Annotated in this window: 18 protein-coding genes and 1 riboswitch; of the genes, 8 read left to right on the plus strand and 10 right to left on the minus strand. The window is 75.0% G+C overall.

From position 1 onward, the window contains the following. Window positions 1-58 precede the first annotated feature (58 nt). The gene (locus ACYP53_RS35455) at window positions 59-1,663 is read left to right on the plus strand and encodes a purple acid phosphatase family protein (protein ID WP_459650475.1); all 1,605 of its coding nucleotides are present in this window, start codon (window positions 59-61) and stop codon (window positions 1,661-1,663) included. Window positions 1,664-1,753: 90 nt separating this feature from the next. On the opposite strand, the gene ACYP53_RS35460 is transcribed toward ACYP53_RS35455, so the two are convergent. Continuing rightward, window positions 1,754-3,001, minus strand: a complete 1,248-nt coding sequence (locus ACYP53_RS35460) for a sensor histidine kinase (RefSeq protein WP_459650476.1) — start codon at window positions 2,999-3,001, stop codon at window positions 1,754-1,756. Between the two features lie 188 nt (window positions 3,002-3,189). Here ACYP53_RS35460 and ACYP53_RS35465 point away from each other — a divergent pair, with 188 nt between their 5' ends. Further along, complete coding sequence (locus ACYP53_RS35465; protein WP_459650477.1) at window positions 3,190-3,765, plus strand: hypothetical protein; 576 nt, start codon at window positions 3,190-3,192, stop codon at window positions 3,763-3,765. Between the two features lie 176 nt (window positions 3,766-3,941). Beyond that, the gene (locus ACYP53_RS35470; RefSeq protein ID WP_459650478.1) at window positions 3,942-4,718 is read left to right on the plus strand and encodes a (2Fe-2S)-binding protein; all 777 of its coding nucleotides are present in this window, start codon (window positions 3,942-3,944) and stop codon (window positions 4,716-4,718) included. 111 nt (window positions 4,719-4,829) lie between these two features. Here ACYP53_RS35470 and ACYP53_RS35475 read toward each other — a convergent pair whose 3' ends face one another. The 6 genes from ACYP53_RS35475 to ACYP53_RS35500 form a co-directional block, all read right to left on the minus strand. Then, window positions 4,830-5,585 carry a FadR/GntR family transcriptional regulator gene (locus ACYP53_RS35475; protein ID WP_459650479.1) on the minus strand — a complete coding sequence of 252 codons (756 nt, stop codon included), beginning with the start codon at window positions 5,583-5,585 and terminating at the stop codon, window positions 4,830-4,832. 315 nt (window positions 5,586-5,900) lie between these two features. After that, window positions 5,901-6,971, minus strand: coding sequence for a hypothetical protein (locus ACYP53_RS35480; RefSeq protein ID WP_189917403.1), 1,071 nt, complete (start codon window positions 6,969-6,971; stop codon window positions 5,901-5,903). Between the two features lie 159 nt (window positions 6,972-7,130). Beyond that, window positions 7,131-8,753, minus strand: a complete 1,623-nt coding sequence (locus ACYP53_RS35485) for an alpha-amylase family glycosyl hydrolase (protein WP_459650480.1) — start codon at window positions 8,751-8,753, stop codon at window positions 7,131-7,133. Window positions 8,754-8,917: 164 nt separating this feature from the next. Beyond that, window positions 8,918-9,544: a bifunctional 4-hydroxy-2-oxoglutarate aldolase/2-dehydro-3-deoxy-phosphogluconate aldolase gene (locus tag ACYP53_RS35490; RefSeq protein ID WP_189917399.1), complete on the minus strand. Its 627-nt coding sequence runs from the start codon at window positions 9,542-9,544 to the stop codon at window positions 8,918-8,920. Beyond that, window positions 9,541-11,229 (minus strand): N-acyl-D-amino-acid deacylase family protein, encoded by a 1,689-nt coding sequence (locus ACYP53_RS35495; protein ID WP_459650481.1) that lies wholly within the window; start codon window positions 11,227-11,229, stop codon window positions 9,541-9,543. The genes ACYP53_RS35490 and ACYP53_RS35495 overlap by 4 nt, the downstream gene beginning before the upstream one ends. Continuing rightward, window positions 11,229-12,560 (minus strand): alanine racemase, encoded by a 1,332-nt coding sequence (locus ACYP53_RS35500; protein ID WP_459650482.1) that lies wholly within the window; start codon window positions 12,558-12,560, stop codon window positions 11,229-11,231. Before ACYP53_RS35500 ends, ACYP53_RS35495 begins: the two co-directional genes overlap by 1 nt. A gap of 271 nt (window positions 12,561-12,831) precedes the next feature. Between ACYP53_RS35500 and ACYP53_RS35505 the strand changes: the two genes are divergently transcribed. The 4 genes from ACYP53_RS35505 (at window position 12,832) to ACYP53_RS35520 (ending at window position 16,115) form a co-directional block, all read left to right on the plus strand. Continuing rightward, a complete protein-coding gene (locus ACYP53_RS35505; RefSeq protein ID WP_459650483.1) occupies window positions 12,832-14,037 on the plus strand; it encodes a sugar kinase in 1,206 nt (401 codons plus the stop codon). Continuing rightward, window positions 14,034-14,783 (plus strand): IclR family transcriptional regulator, encoded by a 750-nt coding sequence (locus ACYP53_RS35510; protein WP_459650484.1) that lies wholly within the window; start codon window positions 14,034-14,036, stop codon window positions 14,781-14,783. The genes ACYP53_RS35505 and ACYP53_RS35510 overlap by 4 nt, the downstream gene beginning before the upstream one ends. 29 nt (window positions 14,784-14,812) lie before the next feature. Continuing rightward, complete coding sequence (locus tag ACYP53_RS35515; protein WP_189917388.1) at window positions 14,813-15,241, plus strand: RidA family protein; 429 nt, start codon at window positions 14,813-14,815, stop codon at window positions 15,239-15,241. A gap of 154 nt (window positions 15,242-15,395) precedes the next feature. Further along, complete coding sequence (locus tag ACYP53_RS35520) at window positions 15,396-16,115, plus strand: DUF2470 domain-containing protein (RefSeq protein ID WP_459650485.1); 720 nt, start codon at window positions 15,396-15,398, stop codon at window positions 16,113-16,115. Between the two features lie 261 nt (window positions 16,116-16,376). Here the strand turns inward: ACYP53_RS35520 and ACYP53_RS35525 are convergent, their stop codons facing one another. Next, entirely contained in the window at window positions 16,377-17,345 is a 969-nt protein-coding gene (locus tag ACYP53_RS35525; RefSeq protein WP_459650486.1) for a M23 family metallopeptidase, read from the minus strand. A gap of 2 nt (window positions 17,346-17,347) precedes the next feature. Further along, window positions 17,348-17,528: riboswitch (cyclic di-AMP (ydaO/yuaA leader) on the minus strand. A gap of 311 nt (window positions 17,529-17,839) precedes the next feature. On the opposite strand from ACYP53_RS35525, the gene ACYP53_RS35530 reads away from it, so the two are divergent. After that, complete coding sequence (locus ACYP53_RS35530; protein WP_459650487.1) at window positions 17,840-19,372, plus strand: MFS transporter; 1,533 nt, start codon at window positions 17,840-17,842, stop codon at window positions 19,370-19,372. 25 nt (window positions 19,373-19,397) lie between these two features. On the opposite strand, the gene purB is transcribed toward ACYP53_RS35530, so the two are convergent. Continuing rightward, window positions 19,398-20,837, minus strand: a complete 1,440-nt coding sequence (gene purB / locus ACYP53_RS35535; protein ID WP_229928696.1) for an adenylosuccinate lyase — start codon at window positions 20,835-20,837, stop codon at window positions 19,398-19,400. 63 nt (window positions 20,838-20,900) lie between these two features. Next, window positions 20,901-21,356, minus strand: coding sequence for a MarR family winged helix-turn-helix transcriptional regulator (locus ACYP53_RS35540; protein WP_189917380.1), 456 nt, complete (start codon window positions 21,354-21,356; stop codon window positions 20,901-20,903). Window positions 21,357-21,367: the final 11 nt, after the last annotated feature.

The raw sequence follows: 21,367 nt of genomic DNA on the forward strand, positions 1-21,367 counted from the left end.
CGGAAAGTTCACGCGGCGGCCCCGGCGCGGTTCACCTCCGTACGGTGAGCTGACGGCCATGAACGCTTCCAGTGGACGTCCCCCCGTCAGCCGGCGCGGGCTCCTGGCCGGCGCCTCCGGCCTCGGCCTCGGTGGCGCCGTGTCCCTCTCCGGCCTCGCCGCCACCCCCGCCGCCGCGGCTCCCCCGGCCCCGGCGGCCTCCCCGTTGCTGTGGCAGCGGCCCGGGCGCTCTGGCGCCCCGCGGGTGGCCGGGCTGCACCTCCAGTTCGGCTCGGACGCCTCCCGCGAGGTGGTGGTCTCCTGGCACACCACCCGGTCCGTGGCCAACCCCCGGGTGATGTACGGGACTTCGAACGGAGGCTTCGGCCGGACCACGCAGGCCGCGACCCGCACCTACCGGGATGCCGCCTCCGGCACCGAGGTCCAGGTGCACCACGCCCGGCTGACCGGCCTGCACCCGGACACGGACTACGTCTACGCCGCCGTCCACGACGGCACCACCCCCGAACTGGGCACCGTCCGCACCGCCCCGCGCGGCCGCTCCGCGTTCACCTTCACCAGCTTCGGCGACCAGGGCACCCCGACCCTCGGCAAGAAGACCGCCAACGGCTACGCCAACGACAACCTCGGCAGCCCCGCCGCCGGCGACACCACCGCCGGGGTCGAGCGGATCGCCCCGCTCTTCCACCTGCTCAACGGCGACCTCTGCTACGCCAACATCGCCACCGACCGGGTCCGCACCTGGTCCGACTGGTTCGAGAACAACACCCGCTCCGCCCGGCACCGCCCCTGGATGCCCGCGGCCGGCAACCACGAGAACGAGAAGGGCAACGGCCCGATCGGCTACGGCGCCTACCAGGCCTACTTCGAGCTGCCGAACGCCGGCGCGGACGACGAACTGCACGGCCTCTGGTACGCGTTCACCGCCGGCTCGGTGCGCGTCATCAGCCTCAACAACGACGACGTCGCCCTCCAGGACGCCGGCAACTCCTACGTCCACGGCTACTCCGGCGGCGCCCAGCAGCGCTGGCTGGAGCGGGAGTTGGCGGCCGCCGACGCGGACCCGGGGATCGACTGGATCGTGGTCTGCATGCACCAGGTGGTGATCTCCACCGCCGACAAGTTCAACGGCGCCGACCTCGGCGTGCGCGAGGCCTGGGTGCCGCTGTTCGACAAGTACGGCGTGGACCTGGTCGTCTGCGGCCACGAGCACCACTACGAGCGCTCGCACCCGATCCGCGGCCAGCAGCCCACCGACACCCGCACCCCGATCCCGGTCGCCACCGGCACCCAGACCATCGACACCACCAAGGGCACCGTCCACATGGTGATCGGCGGCGGCGGGACTTCGGTCCCGTCCAACCAGCTCTTCTTCAACCCCCCGAAGGCCCGGGTCATCACCGGCGTCGGCGCCGTCGACCCGGCCACCGGCAAGCGCCCGCCGGTGTACGTGATCGAGGACGCTCCCTGGTCCGCCTTCCGCGACGCCGACAACCCGTACGGCTTCGCGTCCTTCGACGTCGACCCCGGCCAGCGCGGCGGACAGACCACCATCGCCGTCACCTACTACGCCGTCAGCGGCCCGTACGGCGACCTCGTCCCGGTCGACCGCTTCACCCTGACCCGCCCGCGCGGCACCCGCGGCGGCGGCCGGGGCCGCTGACCGCTCCGCCCTCGCGGCTCGGCCGACCCGCCGCGGTGGCGCCGGCCCCCTGCCGGCGCCGCCTGCGGGCGCCACCGCGGGCGTTCGCGATCACGCGGCCGGCAGCGTGCAGCCGACCCGCCAGCCCGCAGGCTCGACCGGGCCCGCCGTCAGCGAGCCCCCGTGGGCCGCGGCGCGGGCGGTGAGGCCGGCCAGTCCGGTCCCGCCGGAGCCGGGACGGCGGCCCAGCAGCGGCGTGCGGGCGGGGCCGCCGTTGTCGGTGACGGTGACCCGGACCCCGCCATCACCGTCCGGGGCGGCCCGGACGGTGACCTCGGTGGCCTGCGGGGCGTGCCGGCGGATGTTGGTGAGGGCCTCCAGGACGACGGCGTAGACGGTCGCCTGGGCCTCGGCGGGGAGCAGGTCGGCGACGCCGGGGGCCAGCTCGACGGTGGCGCGCAGACCGCCGCCGCCCGTCGCGCCGAAGCGGCCGACCAACTCGGGGAGGTCGGCCAGGCCCAACCGGCGGGTGGTCGCCCCGACGTCGTGCCCGGCCGGTCCTTCCCGCCCGCCGCGCCCGTCCGGGCCGCCGCCCCGCGGCTCGCGCAGCGCCCCGACCATCTCGTCCATCGAGTCCAGCGCCCGCAGCCCGGCCTCCTCCAGCCGGCGCAGCAGCGCGGCGGTCTCCGCCGGCTCCTGGCCCGGGAGTTGACCCGCCTGCGCCTCCAGCACGATGCCGGTGACCTCGTGGGCGACGGAGTCGTGCAGCCCCCGGGCCACGTCGAGCCGCTGCTCCCGGCGGGCCCGTTCGACCGCCCGCTCCCGGCGGGCGTCCAGCACCCGCAGGTAGAGCGCCGCCCCGGCCACCCCGAGCACCGGCAGCAGGGAGAGCAGCACACCGATCACCGGGCCGGCCGCACCGCCCTGCGGCGTCCGGAGGGCGAACCGCAGCGGCACCACCACGGCCGCAGAGCCGACCAGTCCGCCGACCGCCCCCGCCCACCGGTCGGGCAGCCGCCGGACCACCCGGAACAGCACCCCGAGCAGCGCCAGCCACTCGAAGGGCAGCCAGAACGCGGGCAGCCGGTACGGCCCCCGGTAGAGCAGGTCGAGCAGCAGCGAGGCGCCCGCCACCAGCCCGGCGGCCGCGCCCGGCGCGACCCGCCCGCTCGGCCACGGCAGCAGCGCCACCACCGCGGCCAGCGCCGCCGTCAGGGCGAGCAGCAGCGCCGGGCCGTGCTCGCCCGGGTGGGCGAGCACGACGGGCGCCGCCAGGACCAGGGCGGCCAGGACGGCGAACGGCCGCCGAAGCCGTACGGAACGCCGCCGTACGGGGTGGGAGGGGGATTCGGTGCGCACCCGGCCGAGCCTACGGGGCAGATCATCCACGTCAGATCACCCGGGGCAGCTCTCCCGGGGGAGGCCTGACTCCTCCCCGGGTGGGAGGAGTGCTCCGCCAACTCCCCTCCGCAGCGGGAGGATCGCCCGGCCGGTCCGCAGCAGACTCGTACTCGTCGAAGCAACCGTCCGAAGGAGAACGAACCGCCATGAACCGTCGCCTCGCCACCGCCGCAGCCTCGCTCCTCCTGCTGGCCGCGACGGTCGCCACTGCCGCCCCGGCCTCCGCCGCGCCCGTGTCCGCGCCCGTGTCCGGCGGGGAACTCGCCGTCGCCGCGCAGGACTTCGGCGCGGTGAGCGTGCGCGGCACCGGCGACACCGTCCTCACCCCGGCGTTCAACGACTTCGCCGGCGACCCGGTCCGGATCTCGGTCGACGCCCGCGCCGCCACCAACACCGACCCGCGCGGCACCCGCGGCCACTTCCACGTCCGCCACGTGCACCACGACGGCCGGCTGGTCGCCGACTTCGAGGGGGACATCACCTGCCTCGGCGTCGGCGGCCGGCAGGCGATCGCCACCGGGGTGATCACCAAGGGCGAGGCGCCCTGGTTCCCAGGCCTGGAGGTGGTCGGCCAGAAGGTCTCGCTCTCGGTCGAGGACAACGGCCGGCACGGGGACCGGCTCGGCTGGATCTGGGGCGCGCTGGGCCAGCCGGTGTCCGACTGCCAGGGCACGGTACCGTTCATCCGCACGACCGGTGGCGACCTCACCGTGCGCGGCTGACCCCTCCCGACCAGGGCCCTCCGGGGCCTCCCGGTCCGTCCGCGGGGAGCACGCCGCCGCCCGGCCGCCGCCCCCGTCCCGGACCCCCAGGAGGCCCCGATGTCGCCCGACCGCCCGACCGCACCCGGGCCGTCCCGAGCCGGCGCGGGGTTCAACGGCCTCACAGGGGAGGGCCGTTGAACCCCGCGCCCGACCCGTCGGCCCCCTCATCCGACCCTTCGGCCCCGGCGCCCGGGCCACGCCCGCCCGACTACGCCCGGCTCGCCGCCGTCGGCCCGTACTTCGCGCTGGACACCTCCCCCGACGGCACCCCGCCCGAGGGGTTCCGCCCGCTGGCCGAGCTGTTCGGCACCGGCCCGGACGCGCCGCTGGCCGCCCGGATCCGGGTGGTGGCGCAGCGGCTCGGCACCGCCGAACCCCGGGTCGCCGCCTCGATCCTGCACCTGGGGCTGGCCGCCCGCTTCTGGTCGGTGGGCCTCGGCTCGGCCGTCCTGCTGGGCACGGTCCCGACGCTGGAGCGCGCCTGGGTACGGATCCCGGACCAGGGCCCGCTCGATCTCTGGACACCGTCGGAGCCGGCCCGTCCCTCCCCCGGCACCCTGGCCGACCAGCTCCACGCGGCCGTCCTGGTCGGCCGGCTGGAGCCGCTGGCGGCAGCCGTCCGGGCCGCCGCGCCACTCTCCCCGCGCCTGCTGCTGGGCAACTCCGCCTCCGCACTGGCCGGCACGCTGCGGGTGCTGGACCCCCACGCGCCGGGCGCCGCACGGGCGTTGGTCGCGGAGCTGCTGGACCGCCCGCCACTGGCGGGGACCGGCACCCTGCGCACCGGCCCGCGCGGCACCGCGTTCCGCCGGACCAGCTGCTGCCTCTACTACCGGGTCGGATCGGGCGCCGGGCTCTGCGGGGACTGCTGCTTCACCGAGCCACCCGCCCGGGGGAAGCGGACCGGCTGAAACCTCCAACACTGAATGTCATGGGCCGCACCCGCACCGCACCCGCACCCGCACCGCATCCGCACCGCGCCCTGCGGGCCACCACACCGGCACCGACCGCCCGACCCGCGGTCAGCCGACCTCCGCCAACTCCAGGTGCCCCCGGACCAGCTGGTGCACACCGGCGACGGCGTGCGTCTCCGCCGCGACCCGGGCACCCGCCGCATCGCCCGCCAGGACGGCGACCAGGATCTCCTGGTGCTGCTCGGCGAACCGCTCCTGGTCGGGCCCGTACGGGGCGGGCAGCCAGAGCAGCGGGCCGAGCTCGGCCTGCAGCCGGACGGCGAGCCGGGTGAGGCGCACCGACTGGGCGGCGACGGCGAGTTCGATGTGGAAGCGGGCGTCGGCGCGGCACCGCTCGGCGGGCCCGGTGGCCTCGCGCAGCTCGTGCACCAGGCGGGTGAGCCGGGGGCCGAGGTCGGCGGAGGCGGCGCGTTCGGCGGCCAGTCGGGCGGCGGTGCCGAAGACGGCCAGTTCCTCGTCGCCGAGGTCGCGCAGGTCGGCCGTGGCGAGGTCGCGCAGCCGGGCCAGCCGGAGGTGTTCGGAGCCTTCGACGGGGGTGCGGACGAAGCTGCCGCCGTTGCGGCCGCGCCGGGTCTCGATCAGGCCGGCCTCGCGGAGCAGCGCGAGCGCCTCCCGGACGGTGCCGTTGGCGACGCCGAGCTGGTCGGCGAGGTCGTTCTCGCTGGGCAGTTGGTCCCCGGCGGCGACCAGGCCGAGGGCGATCGCCTCGGTGATCCGGCGGGCCACCGCGTCGGCCCGCCCGAGGTCGGTGAGCGGCGCGAGGGCGGCGTCGAGCAGCGGGGTCGATCCGCCGATGGTCGTCACCCCACACCCCTCCTCGATCGCCACCGGCGGGCCACCGCCGGGTCGGACGTCTCCGGCAGGGTACCTCTCGTTCGGGCGCGCACCCTTGGCGCCGGAAACCCGGTTTCGTAGGTTTTCCGGCGGCCTCGACCCACCCTCGGCCCGGGCCGCGCGTACCGGACCGCGTACCGGACCGCGCCCTGGGCCCCGTGCCGGCGTTGACCCCGTCGGCCGATGCGTGCGGCCCGCGTCCGGCTTGTCCAGGGCCGGGCGCGGGCCGCGAATCCCCACCCGGCGCCGATGCCCTGACACGGGTGAAGCCTTGCGGGGGTGCGGTCAGACCGCGACCGCCTCCTCCATCTCCTCCTCGGCCTCCGCCGCCGTCTCCGCCGTCTCCGCCGGACGGGCTCCGCGGCGTCCTCGGCCCTCGTACAGCGCCGCGGCCGCCACGGCCGCCCCGCCCAGCAGCAGCCAGAGCAGCAGGGTCACCACGTGCCCGCCGAGGCCCGCGCCGCCGTCGAAGTACAGGATGCTGCGCGCGCCCTCCAGGTAGCCGGCGCCGGTCCAGAAGCCGTGCAGGGCGCCGAAGAAGCCGTTCTGCAGCTCGGGCCGGTAGATGCCGCCCGAGGAGGTGAAGTTGAGCATCACGAACAGCACCATCATGGTGAGCGTGGTCCACTTCCGCAGGAAGCTGTGCAGGCCGACGCCGATCAGCACGATGCCCGCCGAGTAGAGCCAGCCCAGTGCCCAGACCGCGGCCAGGTCGTGGTCGACGACGTGGAACACCGGCCCGGCGGTGACGATCCCGATCAGGCTCACCACGAGGGAGACCGCCGCCCCGGCCAGCACCCGGACCCGCATGCTCAGTGCGGCTCCGGCGGCGCCGATCACCGCCACGCTCGCGTACGAGCCGATGCTCAGCGCGACCAGCAGGAAGAAGAGGCCCTGGCCGGTCGGGTCGCCCTCGGCGGGGGTGGTCAGGTCGGTGAGGTGGAGCGGGACGCCCTGCTTGTCGGTGACGTTGGTGAACACGGCCGTGGCGGCCACCACGGAGGTGTCCGAGTTGCCCTTGGCGACGATCAGCTCGGGGCTCCTGGCGTCCGGCACGAAGGCGCCGACGAGGTCGCGGTCGCGCAGCTGCCGCTCGGCGGTGGCGCGGTCGTCGACGGTGCGGACGTCGAGCGCGTCCCCGGCCTTCTCCCGGATGGCCTGTGCCAGCCCGTGCGCCTGCGGCGTGGTGCCGACCACGGCGACCTCGAGGTGGTGCGGCTCGGGCTGGTGGAAGGCGCCCTGGTAGGCGAGTGCCATGCCGAGGCACATCAGCAGCGGGGTGATCAGGTGGACGGCGAGGTGTTTGAGCGAGTGCCCCGGTGCGGGCGCCGCGGCGGGGTTCTGGGGTGTGCTCATGGCGTTCGTACCGTCCTCCGGTGAGTGTTCCGCATGTCGCATAGAGGGTGGTAAATGCAACCAATTAAGATGGCAAATGCAACCGTCTACGGATGTAGCTTACAACCATCTGACGGTGGGCGGAAGCCGGCCCCGCCGGCCGGCTCCCCTCTCCCGCGCTCAGCGCAGCTCGAACACCCCGTACGAGAACCCGTCCGCCCGCAGTTCCCCGTCCGCCACCCGCACGCCCTGCGCGTCCAGCGGCCACACCCCCTGCGGCACTCCCTGCCGCACCCCCTGCGACTCCCCCGGACGCAGGTCCGCCAGCCGTACGGCCCCCGGCTCCCGCCGCGGGTTGACCGCCACCAGGTACCGCCCGGCCCGGGTGTACACCAGCGGGTAGCCGGAGTGCCGGACCTCCACCCCGCCCGCCGTGCCCAGCCCCGGGTGCGACCGCCGCAGGGCGATCAGCCGCCGGACGGTGTGCAGCAGCGAGGTGGGGTCGGCGCGCTGGGAGAGCACGTCCGGGCGGCGCGGGTCCGGGTCCACCGGCAGGTAGAGCCGATCGGCCGGGGCCGTCGAGAAGCCGGCCGACGGACCGGGCGTCCACTGCATCGGGGTGCGCGAACCGGCCCGGTTGAACCGCGGGCCGAGCACGCTGCCCTCGGTGTCCGGCAGGCCGGGCAGGTAGCGCATGCCGATCTCGTCGCCGTAGTAGACCGCCGGGAGGGTGGGCCAGGTGAGCAGGAAGGCGAAGGCCGGGGCGAGTTGCTCCTGGGTGCGCGGTCCTGCGGCCAGCCGGGAGAAGTCGTGGTTGGCGGTGGGCAGCACGATGTGCCCGCTGCCTTCGGTGAGTTCGGCCGCGGAGCGCCAGGCGTCCAGGAAGGGCTGCGCGCTGCCCCGGCCCTCGGCCTCGAAGTAGCAGGCCTCCTGGTGCCAGAACTCCTCGACCGTCCCCCCGTTGTTGTTCCAGAGTGAGCGCAGCGGGAGGCCGTGGTCCTCGCCGCCGAAGTGCAGGAAGAAGTCGGCGTGGAAGCCGGCGGCGACGGCGGCGGCCGGCTCGCCCCACTCGGCGAACAGCGCGGCGTCGGGGTGGGCGCGGTCCAGCCAGTCCCGCAGCTCGGTCCAGAGCTTGCCGGTCTCGGCCTTGCCCGGGTCGTCCTTGACCAGCGAGTACGCCATGTCCACCCGGAAGCCGGCCACCCCGAGGCCGAGCCAGTGCGCCATGATGTCGCGCAGCGCGGCCCGGTTGGCCCGCGGGCCTTCGGCGTCCACCGGCTGACGCCAGGGCTCCTCCGGACTGCTGCGCGCGTAGCCGAAGTTGAGGGCCGGCTGGCAGTCGAAGAAGTTCGGCCGGTACCAGCCGGGGCGGCTGCCGGGCGAGGCGACGAAGCCGTCCACCCGCCGGTCGGACCAGATGTAGCGGTGGTCGGACGGGTCCTGCGCGGCGGCCAGGAACCAGGGGTGGCGGTCGGAGGTGTGCCCGGCGACCAGGTCCAGCAGGATCCGGATGCCCCGTCGGCGCGCGGCCTCGACCAGGGCGACCAGCCCTTCGGTGCTGCCGTAGCGCGGGGCGGCGGTGAAGTAGTCGGTGATGTCGTACCCGGCGTCGCGGAACGGCGAGGCGAAGCAGGGGTTGAGCCAGACGGTGTCGACGCCGAGCCAGGCGAGGTGGTCGAGGTGCTCGGCGATGCCGGCGAAGTCCCCGATGCCGTCACCGTCGGAGTCGGCGAAGGTCTGCGGATAGATCTGGTAGAGGACGGCGTCGGCGAGCCAGTCGGGGCCGGGGCGGGTCGAGGTCATGGGCGGGGTCCTCCTGCCGGGTCCTGGCCCGGGGTGCACCCGGGCGGGGCTGAGCCGGGCCCGACTCGGCCGGCGGCCGAACCGGGGTGCCACCGATTCTCGTCCGATCCCGGCCGTCCCGACAGCCCGCCTCGCCCCTTTCACCGGGTCTCCCCCACGCCCGCCTAAGCCTGCGCCGCCCCGCAGGCCGCCGTGAACGCCCGGGCCCGCCGGGTGATCTCGGCCCAGTCCCCCGCCGCGACCGCCTCCGGCGGCACCACGTCCGTCCCCGCGCAGACCGCGAGCGCGCCCTGCCCCAGGAACTCGGCGGCGTTGCCCGCGTTCACCCCGCCGGAAGCCACCAGCGGGACGTCCGGGTACGGGCCGCGCAGGTCCTTGAAGTAGCCGGGGCCGAACGCCCTGGCCGGGAAGATCTTGACGGCGGCGGCGCCGAGGTCCACCGCCCGGGCCACCTCGGTCGGGGTGAGCGCCCCGAGGACCACCGGCACCCCGGCGGCCCCGGCGGCCTCCGCGACCTCGGGCCGGCAGCCGGGCGTGACCAGGAAGGACGCTCCGGCCGCGACCCCCCGTTCGGCCTGCTCCGCGGTCAGCACGGTGCCGACGGCGACCCGGTGCCCGGCCCGCGCGGCGCGCCGCAGGTGCGTGGTCACCTCCGGTGTGGTGCAGGTGAATTCGGTCCAGGTGATGCCGCCGGCGGCGAGCGCGGCGCAGAGCGCGGCGGCGTCCGGGATGCTCGGCGCGCGGACCACCGCGATCACCCGGTCGTCCCGCAGGGCGGAGAGGGTCTTCATGCGGCTCGGGTCCCTCGATCGGTGCGGCGCAGGGCACGCCCGGGGCGGGCTCCGGTGGTGCGACCCTGCCGGACGACGGCGGTGCCGTTGACGTACACGTACTCGATGCCCTCGGCGGGCCGCCGGGGGTGTTCGAAGGTGGCGGCGTCCCGGACCCGCTCGGGGTCGAGGAGCACCAGGTCGGCGTGGTGGCCGGGGGCGATCACGCCGCGCCGGTGCAGGCCCAGCCGGGCGGCGGGCCGGCCGGTCATCCGGGCGACCGTCTCCTCCAGCGTCAGCACGCCCAACTCCCGGCTGTAGCGGCCGAGGTAGCGCGGGAAGGTGCCCCAGGCCCGGGGGTGCGGACGGGCGCCGACCAGCAGCCCGTCGCTGCCGACGGTGTGCGCCCGGTGGCGCATGATCGCCCGGACGTTCTCCTCGTGCCCGACGTGCTGGAGGATCGTGGTGGCCAGCTCGTCGCGGCGCAGCAGGTCCAGGAAGACCTCCGTGCCGGTCCGCGCCTCCTGGACGGCGAGTTCGGCGACGGTCCGGCCGACGGCCGGGGCGAGTTCCGCCGACCGGACGCCGGAGATCTGGATCGTCGCCCAGTCGGTGACCACGCCGTGGCAGCCGTCGCTGCCCTTCTCCTCCACCTCGTACCGGATCCGGGCGCACTGCGCCGGGTCGGTGAGCCTGGTCAGGGTCGCCGCCGGTCCGCCCGCGGTGGCCCAACTCGGCAGCAGGGCGGCCAGGGTGGTGGAGCCGGGCAGGTAGGGGTAGCTGTCCAGGGTGAGGTCGACGCCGTCGGCCAGCGCCCGGTCGACCAGCTCCAGCAACTCGCCGGCCCGGCCCCGGTTGACCCCGAAGTTCATCGTGGCGTGGGTCAGGTGCAGCCCGCAGCCGCTCCGCCGGGAGATCTCCACCATCTCCTCGTACCCCTCCAACGCTCCGTCCCCGTAGGATCGTTGGTGCGGTGCGTGGAAACCCCCGTAGGCCGCGACGATCACGCAGAGCTCGACCAGTTCGGCGGTGTCCGCGTACGTCCCGGGGGTGTAGCTGAGGCCGCTGGACATGCCGACCGCGCCGTCCAGCAGGCTCCTCGCCAACACCTGCCGCATCCGGTCGAGTTCGGCCGGGGTGGGCGGGCGGTCGGCCCAGCCCATGACGAGGGTGCGCAGCGTGCCGTGCGGGACGAGGTAGCAGGTGTTGACCGCGACGCCGGTGCGGTCGAGCCGGTCCAGGTAGCCGGCGACGTCGCGCCAGTCCCAGTCGAGCTCGGCCGGATCGCCGTTCCAGCCCGCGAGTTGGCGGCGCAGGCCGGGCAGGGTGGTGTCGTCCACCGGGGCGTAGGAGAGGCCGTCCTGGCCGAGGACCTCGCAGGTGACGCCCTGGGTGACCTTGGCCGGGTGCTCGGGTTCGAGCAGCAGGGCGAGGTCGGAGTGGGCGTGCATGTCGATGAAGCCGGGGGTCAGCACCAGGCCGTCGGCGTCCACCACCCGGGGTGCGTCCAGCCGGTCGCCGATCGCGGTGATCAGGCCGTCGGCGATCCGTACGTCCGCCCGGTAGCGGTCCGCGCCGGTGCCGTCCACGACGGTGGCGCCCCGGAAGACCGTCGCGGCCTCCGGACCGCCGCCGCCCCGGAGGGCCGTCGGGGCCGGAGCCGTCCGGGCCGGTGTCCGCCGCGGGCCCGTTCTCTCGCCCGCCATCAGAAGAACGTCCTGACCAGCCCGGTGACCTTCGGCTCCGCCGCGTCCGCGGAGTCCAGCACCGGGATCGCCGTCCACTTGTCGAAGGCCGTGCACGGATGCGAGACGCCCAGCCGCAGCACCGCGCCGATCGGGGCGAGGTCGCCCGCGTCGCGCAGGAAGGCGTGCTGGTCGTTGAGTGCGGTGATCCGGGCCGCCGTTCCGGTCAACTCGGCGCCGCCGCGCACCCGTTGCGGTTCGGGCAGGCCCTCGTCGAAGGGCAGGTCGCGCTTGCCGGCGTCCAGCAGGGCGAGTTGCGGTTCGGGGCGGGAGATCACCCGGGCCCAGCCGTGCAGCGCACCGCGGAACGGCGCCTCGCCGTCGGCCCGGGCGAGCGGTGAGATGCCCCGGTAGAAGCCGTCGTCGTGGGCGACGTACGCGCCGGAGCGGAGCACCACGAGGGCGTCCGGGAGTGCCGCCAACTCCTCGACCACCAGGTCGAAGTAGGCGCTGCCGCCGGCCGTGACCACCGGTGGCGCGTCGTCCGGGCAGGCGCCGGCGAGCCGGCCGTGCAGCCGGGCCAGCGTGCGGAGGTAGTCCCGGACGGTGGCCAGTCCGTCGGCCGTGGCGTCGTGGGCGAGCGCGCCCTCGTACCCGCCGACGCCCGCGAGGCGCAGGGTGGGGGCGCGCAGCACGGCGGCGGCGACCTCGACGGCGGCGTCCACGCCGCGGGCACCGGTCCGCCCGCCGGGGCCGCCGAGTTCGACCAGCACCTCGACCGGCCGCTCGGCCCCGGCGGCGCGCAGCGCCTCGTCCATCAGCCGCACGCTCTCGGCGGAGTCAACCCAGGAGAGGAAGGCGAAGGCCGGGTCGGCGGCCAGTTCGTCGGCGAGCCAGGCCAGCCCGGCCGGGTCGAGCAGGGTGTTGGCGAGCAGGATCCGCCGCACCCCGAAGGCCCGGGCGACCCGCACCTGGGGCAGGTTGGCGAGGGTGATGCCGTGGGCTCCGGCGTCGAGCTGCGCCTGCCAGAGGGCGGGCGCCATGGTGGTCTTGCCGTGCGGGGCGAGCGTGACGCCGGCCTTGGCGCACCAGTCGGCCATGGTGCGGACGTTGTGGTCGAGCGCGGCGCCGTCCAGGGTGAGCAGCGGGGTGCCGAGCGAGGAGAGGGTCGGGCCGTCGGCCAGCCACTCCCGTACGGTGCGTCCCCTGGGGGCACCTCCCGGCCGCCAGGCCGGGGGAGACTCGGGTGGAGCGGCCTTGAACCGCCAGTCCAGCGGTTCGTCGGCCAGGGCCGCCACCGCTCCGCCGGCGATGCCCGGTCCGGTGCCGGCGCTCGCGAAGGTCTGCTCCACCGTCTTCCTCCATCCGCCATGTTGCAACATGTGCAACGCGGGTTGCACATGCTGGCAGCACGGTTCTAGCATCGGCGCCGGATCACGGTCAACGGAACTGACCCACGCTCACCGGACCCGCCCACGGCCCCCACCACCGGACCCGGCCGGTGGACCAGTGGACCAGGCGACGGACCGGGCCCACGGAGTCGGTCCCGGAGTCGACCCACGGCCCCGGTCGACGGAGCCGGCCCGCTCTCGACGGAACGGCCGCAGACGAGGAGCCCCGCACATGCCGCGACAGGACACCCCGGGCCCGGCCCCGACGGCCGTGTGCCTGGGCGAGTCGATGGCCGTGCTGCTCCCGGACCGCCCCGGACCGCTGGAGTCGGTGGAGAACTTCCGGCTCGCCGTCGGCGGCGCCGAGTCCAACGTGGCCGGGGCGCTGGCCGCCCTCGGCGTGCCGACGGCCTGGATCAGCCGGGTCGGCGACGACGGCTTCGGCCGCCGGCTGGTCGCCGAGGTCGCCGCGCGCGGTGTGGACGTCTCGGCCGTCGCGGTCGACCCGCACCGCCCGACCGGCCTCTACCTCAAGGAGGTGGGTGGCACCACCGGCCACGACCGGGACCTCGGCCCCGGCCGCAGCCGGCTGCACTACCACCGGCGCGGCTCCGCGGCCGCCGCGCTCTCCCCCGCCCTGCTCGCCGACCCGGCCGCCGCCGCGCTGCTGGCCGGTGCCCGCCTGCTGCACCTGTCCGGCATCACGGCCGCGCTCTCCGACGACTGCCTGGCCCTGCTGCACGCCCTGCTCGCCGACCGCCGGCCGACCCGGACGGTCAGCTTCGACCTCAACTGGCGCCCCGCGCTCTGGCGGGACCGCGACCCGGCGGTGCTGCCGCCGCTGCTGGACGCCGCCGGCCTGCTGCTGCTCGGTTCCGACGAGGCCCAGGCCGCCTTCGGCACCGGGGACCCGGCCGCGCTGCGCCGCCGCTTCCCCACCCCCGCCACGCTCGTGGTCAAGGACGCCGACCGGCAGGTCACCGCCCTGGACCGGGACGGCACCGCGGTCACCGAACCGGCCCTCGCCGTCGAGGTGGTCGAGGCCACCGGCGCGGGCGACGCCTTCGCGGCCGGCTACCTGGCCGGCACCCTCCGGGGCCTGGACCAGCGCCGCCGGCTGCGGCTCGGCCACCTGAGCGCGGCCTGCGCGCTGACCGCCCACGGCGACCAGGCCGAACTGCCGCCCGCCGCCGTGGTGGCCGCCCTGCTCGACGCCTCCCCCGCGCACTGGGCCGCCACCCGGGTCACCGCGGACGGCATCACCGGCCCGGCCCTGCCCCCGGACGGCATCACCGGCCCGGCCCTGCCCCCGGACGGCATCACCGGCCCGCCCCCGCCTGCCGGCGGCACCCGGCGCACCACCCGGGCCCCGCACACCGGCCGACCGGGCCCCGGCACAATGAGCGGGACCCCCAGCCCTCGAAGCGGAGCACGATGAGCCAGACCGTCAGCCGCGCCCTGCGCATCCTCGCCGAGCTCGGCGAGGGCGAACGTTCCCTCGACCAGCTCGCCGAGGTGCTCGGCGTCCACAAGACGACCGTGCTCCGGCTGCTCCAGAGCCTCGAAGAGGAACGATTCGTCTACCGCGACCCGGCCTACCGCTACCACCTCGGTGCCGGCCTGTTCGCCCTCTCCGGCCTGGCCCTGGAGCAGCGCGGCGTCCGCCGGATCGCCGCCCCGCACCTGGCCGAGCTGAACGCCGCCACCGGCCAGACCGTGCACCTGGCCGCGTACGAGGGCGGCGAGGTGGTCTACATCGACAAGTTCGACTCCCGCCACCCGGTCAGGATGTACTCCCGGATCGGCCTGCGCGCCGCCCTGCACAGCGCCGCCGTCTCCAAGGTGCTGCTGGCCGACCTGCCGCTGCCCGAGCGCCGCCGGGTGGTGGCCGGGATCGACTTCACCCCGCACACCGAGCGGACCCTCGCCTCGCCCGAGGCGCTGCTCGCCGAGCTGGAGCGGGTCGCCCTCCAGGGCTGGGCGCAGGACCGCGCCGAGTACGAGGCCTTCATCAACTGCGTGGCCGCGCCGATCCGGGACGCCAGCGGACGGGTCGTCGCCGCCGCCTCCATCTCCGTCCCGGACGTCGTGCTCCCGTACGAGCGGGTGCTGGACCTCCTCCCGCAGCTGCTCGCCACCGCCCGCGCCGTCTCGGCCGACTGCGGCCGCCCCGACCACCACTGACGAACCGTCGAGAACCTCCGAGGAGTCCCATGTCCGCCGAGCACCCCCAGACCGACCGGAAGGTCGAGATCCGCACCGACGGCGCCCCCGCCCCCGCCTGGACGTTCTCCCAGGGCGTGCGCAAGGGCCCGATCCTGCAGGTCTCCGGCCAGGGCCCGCAGGATCCGGGGACCGGCGAGTACCTCCACCGCGGCGACGTGAAGGCGCAGACCCGGCGCACCCTGGAGAACGTCAAGGCGATCGTCGAGGCCGGCGGCGCCACGATCGAGGACGTGGTGATGTTCCGCGTCTACCTCACCAAGCGCGCCGACTTCCCGCTGATGAACGAGGTCTACGCCGAGTTCATCGAGGAGAACATCAAGCCCGGCGGCGTGAAGCCCTGCCGCACCACCGTCTTCGTCGAGCTCCCGCAGGAGCCGATGCTGGTCGAGATCGACGCCCAGGCCGTCATCGGCTGACACTCCCGCCACCCCGAGGGCCCGGACGCCGCGTCCGGGCCCTCGGCATGTCCGGGCCCACGGCATGCCCCCCACGGCGAGTTCCGGTGTCCCGCTTGCCACACCCCGACGGCGACATTAGGTTAGGCTCACCTAACTACCTGGAGGTCCGCCCATGAGCCTGCCCACCGGCGACGCCGAGGTCCCCGAGCCCACCACCGCCGAGCGGATCCACAGCCTGCTCAGCACGGCCTCCTCGCTCACGGTGCGCGCCCTGGGCGAGCACCACGACCTGGACACCCCGGTCTCCGCCCACGGCTCCCGCCTTCGGCTGCGCGCCCCGCTGGACGCCCCGCTCACCCTGGCCGCCGCCCAGGCGACCGACGGCCTCGCCGTCGTCCTCGACGTGACCGACGTCTCCCCCGTCGCCGTCCGCGACCGCGTCCGCGCCCGCCTCACCCTGGCCGGCCGGCTCCACCTCGCCCACCTCGCCGACGACGGCCTCAGCGTCCACCTGCACGTGGACGTCGCCCACGCCGTCCTCGCCACCCCGTACCGCACCGGCGCGGTCACCGGCGCCGACCTCGCCCTCGCCGCCGCCGACCCGATGGCCCGCCACGAGGCCGCGATGCTCACCCACTTCGCCGACGAGCACGCCGAGGCGCTCGACGTCCTCACCCGGCTGCTCGACCCGGTACTGCTCGTCCGCAACCCGGACGTCCGCCCGCTCGCCCTCGACCGCCACGGCCTGGTGCTGCGCCTGGACCACCCGGACGGCCACCGCGACGTCCGCCTGGTCTTCCCCGAACCGGCCCGCGACACCGAGGACTTCGGCCACCGGATGCACGACCTGCTGGCCGCCGCCCGGTACGGCCAGCCGGCCCACCGGAGCTGAACCGGGCCCACCGCCGTTCCCCCGCAGGGGAGTTGACCGGGCCGGCAACCCCTCGCACGCACAGCAGCGGCCGCACCCGGAAACGACAACGGCCGGCCCGGCTCGCGAGGGAGGATTGTCCCGCGAGCCGGGCCGGCCTGGGCGTGTCCCGCGCCCATGACCACTGTGCGGCGATCACCCGGTCGAGCGGTCACCCGACATGACCATCCCGGAGGATCGATTCGCTCCGCAGCAGCGGTGGTTACTGAAACCCCGGAGGGGTCAGAGCGCGACGCCGTGGGCGCGCAGGTAGGCGACCGGGTCGATGTCCGAGCCGTACTCCGAGCCGGTGCGGATCTCGAAGTGCAGGTGCGGGCCGGTCACGTTGCCGGTGGCGCCCGAGAGGCCGATCTGCTGACCGACGGTGACGGTCTGACCGATCGTCACGCCGATCACGGAGAGGTGCGCGTACTCGGCGTAGTGGCCGTCGGCGAGCTTGATCTCGACCTCGTTGCCGTAGGCGCCGCCGTTGCCGGCCTTGACCACGACACCGTTGGCGACGGCGCGCAGCGGGGTGCCGGTGGAGGCGATGAAGTCCTGGCCGGTGTGGTGGCCGGAGGCCCACATCGAGCCGGCCACGCCGTAGGCGGTGCCGAGCTGCGGGTTGGCCAGCGGCGCGACGAAGCCGGAGGTCGCGGCGACCGGAGCGGCGGTCACGGCCTGGGCCGGGGCGGCGGTCTGAACCTGGGTCTGCACCGGGGCGGCCGGCTTGGCGGCCTCGGTCTTGACCTGGACCTGGGCCTGCGGCTTGGCGGTCTGGGCGGCGGGAGCGGCCGGCTTCGCCGGGGCGGCCGGGGCGGCGTCCGCGGACGGGGCCGCGGCGTGGCCGGCGAGCGCGAGCTGCTGGCCCGGGTAGATCAGGTTCGGGTTGGCGCCGACGACCGAGCGGTTCTGCTCGTACAGCGCCTGCCAGCCGCCGTCGACGTGCTTGGCGTCGGCGATCTTGGACAGGGTGTCGCCGCTGATGACGCGGTAGCTCTCGTGCGCGGCGGCCGGGGCGGCCTGGCCGGCCGGCTTGGCGTCGGCGACGGTGGCGGCGGCAGCCGGGGCGGAGGGGGCGGCCGGAGCGGTGTGGGCCTGGGCGCTCACCGCGGTGACCAGCGGGAGGACGAAGGAGACACCGGTGACGGCGGTGGCGATGCCGATGCGGGCGGCGCGGGGCAGGGCGATACGACGAGCCTGAGCAGGCATGGAAGTTTCCTCTCCGACGCCTGCGAGGTGAGCTGTCGGGTTCGGGCTGGAGTTGCCCGGCCGCATGCGCGGCTTCACCCCAAGCCGGCCCTGGACGCCCGCGCCCTGAGGCGCGAACTCCGGTCCGGCGACTTACCTGTGGGTCCCCCGCTCCTGCCGTACAGAGTTCAGATCGAACCACCGGGCAGCGGCAGGATTCGGCGTTCCGCCCGGAGGATCCGTCCGGACTGGCCGGGCGGTCGCTGAACTAAAACCCATCCGTTCGGGTGAAGCAATGTCGATCTCTTGAACGGGCAACCATCCCCCCTGCGCCGGTCACCCTCCGAATGATCCGCTGTACGGTGCGTACACAATCCATTTACGCCGCGCCACTGATCCACGACCCTGCGCCGAAGTCGTCGGCACTGCGCTGCCGTCCGCTCACGCACCGCCACCCCCGACACACCCACCGGTGACCCTTGTCACGTACGCCCCGCGGGGCGGAGGATCGAGCCGTGGCCACCTCCGAGGCCGGCACCCTGCGCCTGGGCACCGCGCAGGGTCGCTGGGTACTACTGGCGACGGTGCTCGGCTCCAGCATGGCGATGCTCGACGGCACCGTGGTGAACGTCGCCCTGCCCCGGATCGGCGCCGACCTCGGCGCCTCCCTGGCGTCGCTGCAATGGACCCTGAACGCCTATCTGCTCACCCTGGCGGGCCTGATCCTGCTCGGCGGCGCGCTCGGCGACCGGTACGGGCGGCGCCGGGTCTTCCTGATCGGCGTGGTCTGGTTCGCCGTCGCGTCCGCGGCCTGCGCCGCCGCGCCGGACATCCACGTGCTGGTCGCCGCCCGGGCCGTCCAGGGCATCGGCGGGGCGCTGCTCACCCCCGGTTCCCTCGCCATGCTCCAGGCGGTCTTCCACCCTGACGACCGCTCGGCGGCCGTCGGCCTCTGGTCCGGCCTCGGCGGGGTGTCGGCGGCGGTCGGCCCCTTCCTCGGCGGCTGGCTGGTGGACGGCCCCGGCTGGCGCTGGATCTTCCTGCTGAACCTGCCGCTCGCCGCCGCCGTGATCGCCGTCGCCACCCGGTACGTCCCGGAGAGCCGGGACGAGGGCGCCTCCGGCCGCTTCGACGTGCTCGGCGCGGTGCTCGCCGCGCTCGCGCTCGGCGCGATCACCTACGCCCTGACCGCCGCCGGTGAGGGCGTGTCCGCCACGGTCTGGGTCAGCGGCGTGCTCGGACTGGCCATCGGTGCCGCCTTCATCGTCGTCGAGCGCCGGGCCCCCGAGCCGATGCTGCCGCTCGGCCTGTTCTCCTCCCGGCTGTTCACCGCCGTGAACCTGGTCACCCTCTGCGTCTACGCGGCGTTCAGCGGCGTGTTCTTCCTGCTGGTCGTGCAGCTGCAGATCGTCGCCGGCTTCTCCCCGCTGGTGTCCGGCCTCGCCCTGGTGCCGATCACCGTGCTGATGCTCGCGCTGTCCTCGCGCGCCGCGCGCCTCGGCAAGCGGATCGGCCCGCGGATCCCGCTGACGATCGGCCCGCTGCTCTGCGCCGCCGGGGTGCTGCTCATGCTGCGCGCCGGTGCGGGCTCCTCCTACTGGGCGGACGTGCTGCCCGCCGTCACCGTCATGGGCTGCGGCATGACCCTCCTGGTGGCGCCGCTGACCGCGACCGTGCTGGCGGCCGTCGAGGTCCGGCACGCGGGCATCGCCAGCGGGGTCAACAACGCCGCCGCGCGCGCGGCCGGTCTGCTGGCCGTCGCCGCCCTCCCGGCGCTGGCGGGCCTGAGCGGCGACGCCTACCGGGTGCCCTCCGCCGTGGACCACGCCTTCCACATCGCGATGCTGATCTGCGCCGGGCTGCTGACGGCAGGCGGGCTCATCGCCTTCGCCGCCGTCCGGGGCAACGTCCTCACCCCCGAGGACCACCCGGTGGCCGAGCCGGACACCGAGTGGTGCTGCGGCACCACCCCGCCGCTCGACCCGGGCCACATTCACACGCACGAGGGCCCCGCCACCGGAACGGCGGCGGGGCCCTCGAAGAGCTGACTGTCCGTCAGCGGACGGCGTCTTCCTAGAGGATGTCGCCCGGCGCGTACTTGGCGGCCTCCGGGTAGGCGGCCGCGACGGCCTCCACCAGGCGGACCACCTCGGCGACCTGGGCGCCGGCCGCGCCGGTGAAGGAGAGCCTGTCGGCCAGCAGCGCGTCCAGCGCGGCCCGGTCCAGCGGGATCCGCTCGTCGGCGGCCAGCCGGTCCAGCAGCTCGTTCTCCCGGGCGCCGGCGCGCATCGCCAGCGCGGAGGCGACGGCGTGCTCCTTGATGACCTCGTGCCCGGTCTCCCGGCCGACGCCCGCGCGCACCGCGCCCATCAGCACCTTGGTGGTGGCGAGGAACGGCAGGTAGCGGTCCAGCTCGGCCTCGATCACGGCGGGGAAGGCGCCGAACTCGTCGAGGACGGTCAGGAAGGTCTCCAGCAGGCCGTCGAAGGCGAAGAAGGCGTCCGGCAGCGCGACCCGGCGCACGACCGAGCAGGAGACGTCGCCCTCGTTCCACTGGTCGCCGGCCAGCTCGCCGGTCATCGAGGCGTAGCCCCGCAGGATGACGGCCAGGCCGTTGACGCGCTCGCAGGAGCGGGTGTTCATCTTGTGCGGCATCGCGGAGGAGCCGACCTGGCCCTCCTTGAAGCCCTCCGTGACCAGCTCGTGGCCGGCCATCAGGCGGATGGTCTTGGCGAGGCTGGACGGCGCGGCGGCCAGCTGGACGAGGGCGGTGAGCACCTCGAAGTCCAGCGAGCGCGGGTAGACCTGGCCGACGCTGGTCAGCACGTTGTCGAAGCCGAGGTGCGAGGCCACCCGGCGCTCCAGCTCGGCCAGCTTGTCGGTGTCGCCACCGAGCAGGTCCAGCATGTCCTGGGCCGTGCCGACCGGGCCCTTGATCCCGCGCAGCGGGTAGCGGGCGATCAGCTCCTCCAGGCGGCGGAAGGCGACCAGCAGCTCGTCGGTGATCGACGCGAAGCGCTTGCCCAGGGTGGTGGCCTGCGCGGCCACGTTGTGCGAGCGGCCGGCCATGACCAGCTCGGAGTGCTGGGCGGACAGCTTCGCCAGGCGGACCAGCACGGCCACCGTACGGTCGCGCACGTGCTCCAGCGACTGGCGGATCTGCAGCTGCTCGACGTTCTCGGTCAGATCCCGGGAGGTCATCCCCTTGTGGATCTGCTCGTGGCCGGCGAGGTCGCTGAACTCCTCGATCCGGGCCTTCACGTCGTGGCGGGTGACCCGCTCACGGGCGGCGATCGAGCCGAGGTCGACCTGGTCGATCACCCGCTCGTAGTCGGCGACGGCGGTCGCCGGAACCTCGACGCCGAGGTCCTGCTGGGCCTTCAGGACGGCGAGCCACAGGTGGCGCTCGAGGACCACCTTGTGCTCGGGGGACCAGAGCTGGGCCAGGGTCGCCGAGGCGTACCGGGAGGCCAGGACATTGGGGATCTGGGGCTTCGCGCTCACGCTTCGCAAGCCTAACAGCCGAGGTCACGGCCCTCGCAGCCACCGACGCGCTACGCCCGTAGAGCCATGGCGCTACTGCGCGCCGCCCGTCCGGCCGGCCAGCACCGGCAGGACCTGCGCGCAGATCGAGTGCAGGGCGATCCGCTGCTCGTCGGTCATCGCCTCGAAGGCCTGGTGGGTGCGGGCCATCTCGCCGCGGATGCGGTTGAGGATCTCCCGACCCTCGGCCGTGATCACCACGATCTTCACCCGGCGGTCACCGGCCGCCGCCGCCCGGTTGGCCAGGCCCAGCGACTCCAGCCGGTCCACGATCCCGGTGACGTTCGACGCGTCGCAGCCCAGCCGCCCGGCGAGCGCGCGCATCGGCACCGGCTCCTGCACCGCGCCCAGCGCCTTGGCCTGGGAGGAGGAGAGGCCGTGCCGGGCCGCGGCTGCCGCGAAGTCCTGGAAGTACGCGGCGCCCACGGCGGCCAACACCTCCATCAACTCGGCGTTGGTCGGGACGGTCGTCGTCGCTGTCGAACCCATGGGGCCAGGGT

The sequence above is a fragment of the Kitasatospora sp. Ki12 genome, from assembly GCF_054601375.1.

Coding starts and splice junctions, on each gene's coding strand:
- ACYP53_RS35455 (WP_459650475.1), top strand. CDS start 59: ATGAACGCTTCCAGTGGACGTCCCCCCGTCAGCCGGCGCGGGCTCCTG.
- ACYP53_RS35465 (WP_459650477.1), top strand. CDS start 3,190: ATGAACCGTCGCCTCGCCACCGCCGCAGCCTCGCTCCTCCTGCTGGCC.
- ACYP53_RS35480 (WP_189917403.1), bottom strand. CDS start 6,971: ATGAGCACACCCCAGAACCCCGCCGCGGCGCCCGCACCGGGGCACTCG.
- ACYP53_RS35485 (WP_459650480.1), bottom strand. CDS start 8,753: ATGACCTCGACCCGCCCCGGCCCCGACTGGCTCGCCGACGCCGTCCTC.
- ACYP53_RS35490 (WP_189917399.1), bottom strand. CDS start 9,544: ATGAAGACCCTCTCCGCCCTGCGGGACGACCGGGTGATCGCGGTGGTC.
- ACYP53_RS35495 (WP_459650481.1), bottom strand. CDS start 11,229: ATGGCGGGCGAGAGAACGGGCCCGCGGCGGACACCGGCCCGGACGGCT.
- ACYP53_RS35505 (WP_459650483.1), top strand. CDS start 12,832: ATGCCGCGACAGGACACCCCGGGCCCGGCCCCGACGGCCGTGTGCCTG.
- ACYP53_RS35510 (WP_459650484.1), top strand. CDS start 14,034: ATGAGCCAGACCGTCAGCCGCGCCCTGCGCATCCTCGCCGAGCTCGGC.
- ACYP53_RS35515 (WP_189917388.1), top strand. CDS start 14,813: ATGTCCGCCGAGCACCCCCAGACCGACCGGAAGGTCGAGATCCGCACC.
- ACYP53_RS35520 (WP_459650485.1), top strand. CDS start 15,396: ATGAGCCTGCCCACCGGCGACGCCGAGGTCCCCGAGCCCACCACCGCC.
- ACYP53_RS35525 (WP_459650486.1), bottom strand. CDS start 17,345: ATGCCTGCTCAGGCTCGTCGTATCGCCCTGCCCCGCGCCGCCCGCATC.
- ACYP53_RS35540 (WP_189917380.1), bottom strand. CDS start 21,356: ATGGGTTCGACAGCGACGACGACCGTCCCGACCAACGCCGAGTTGATG.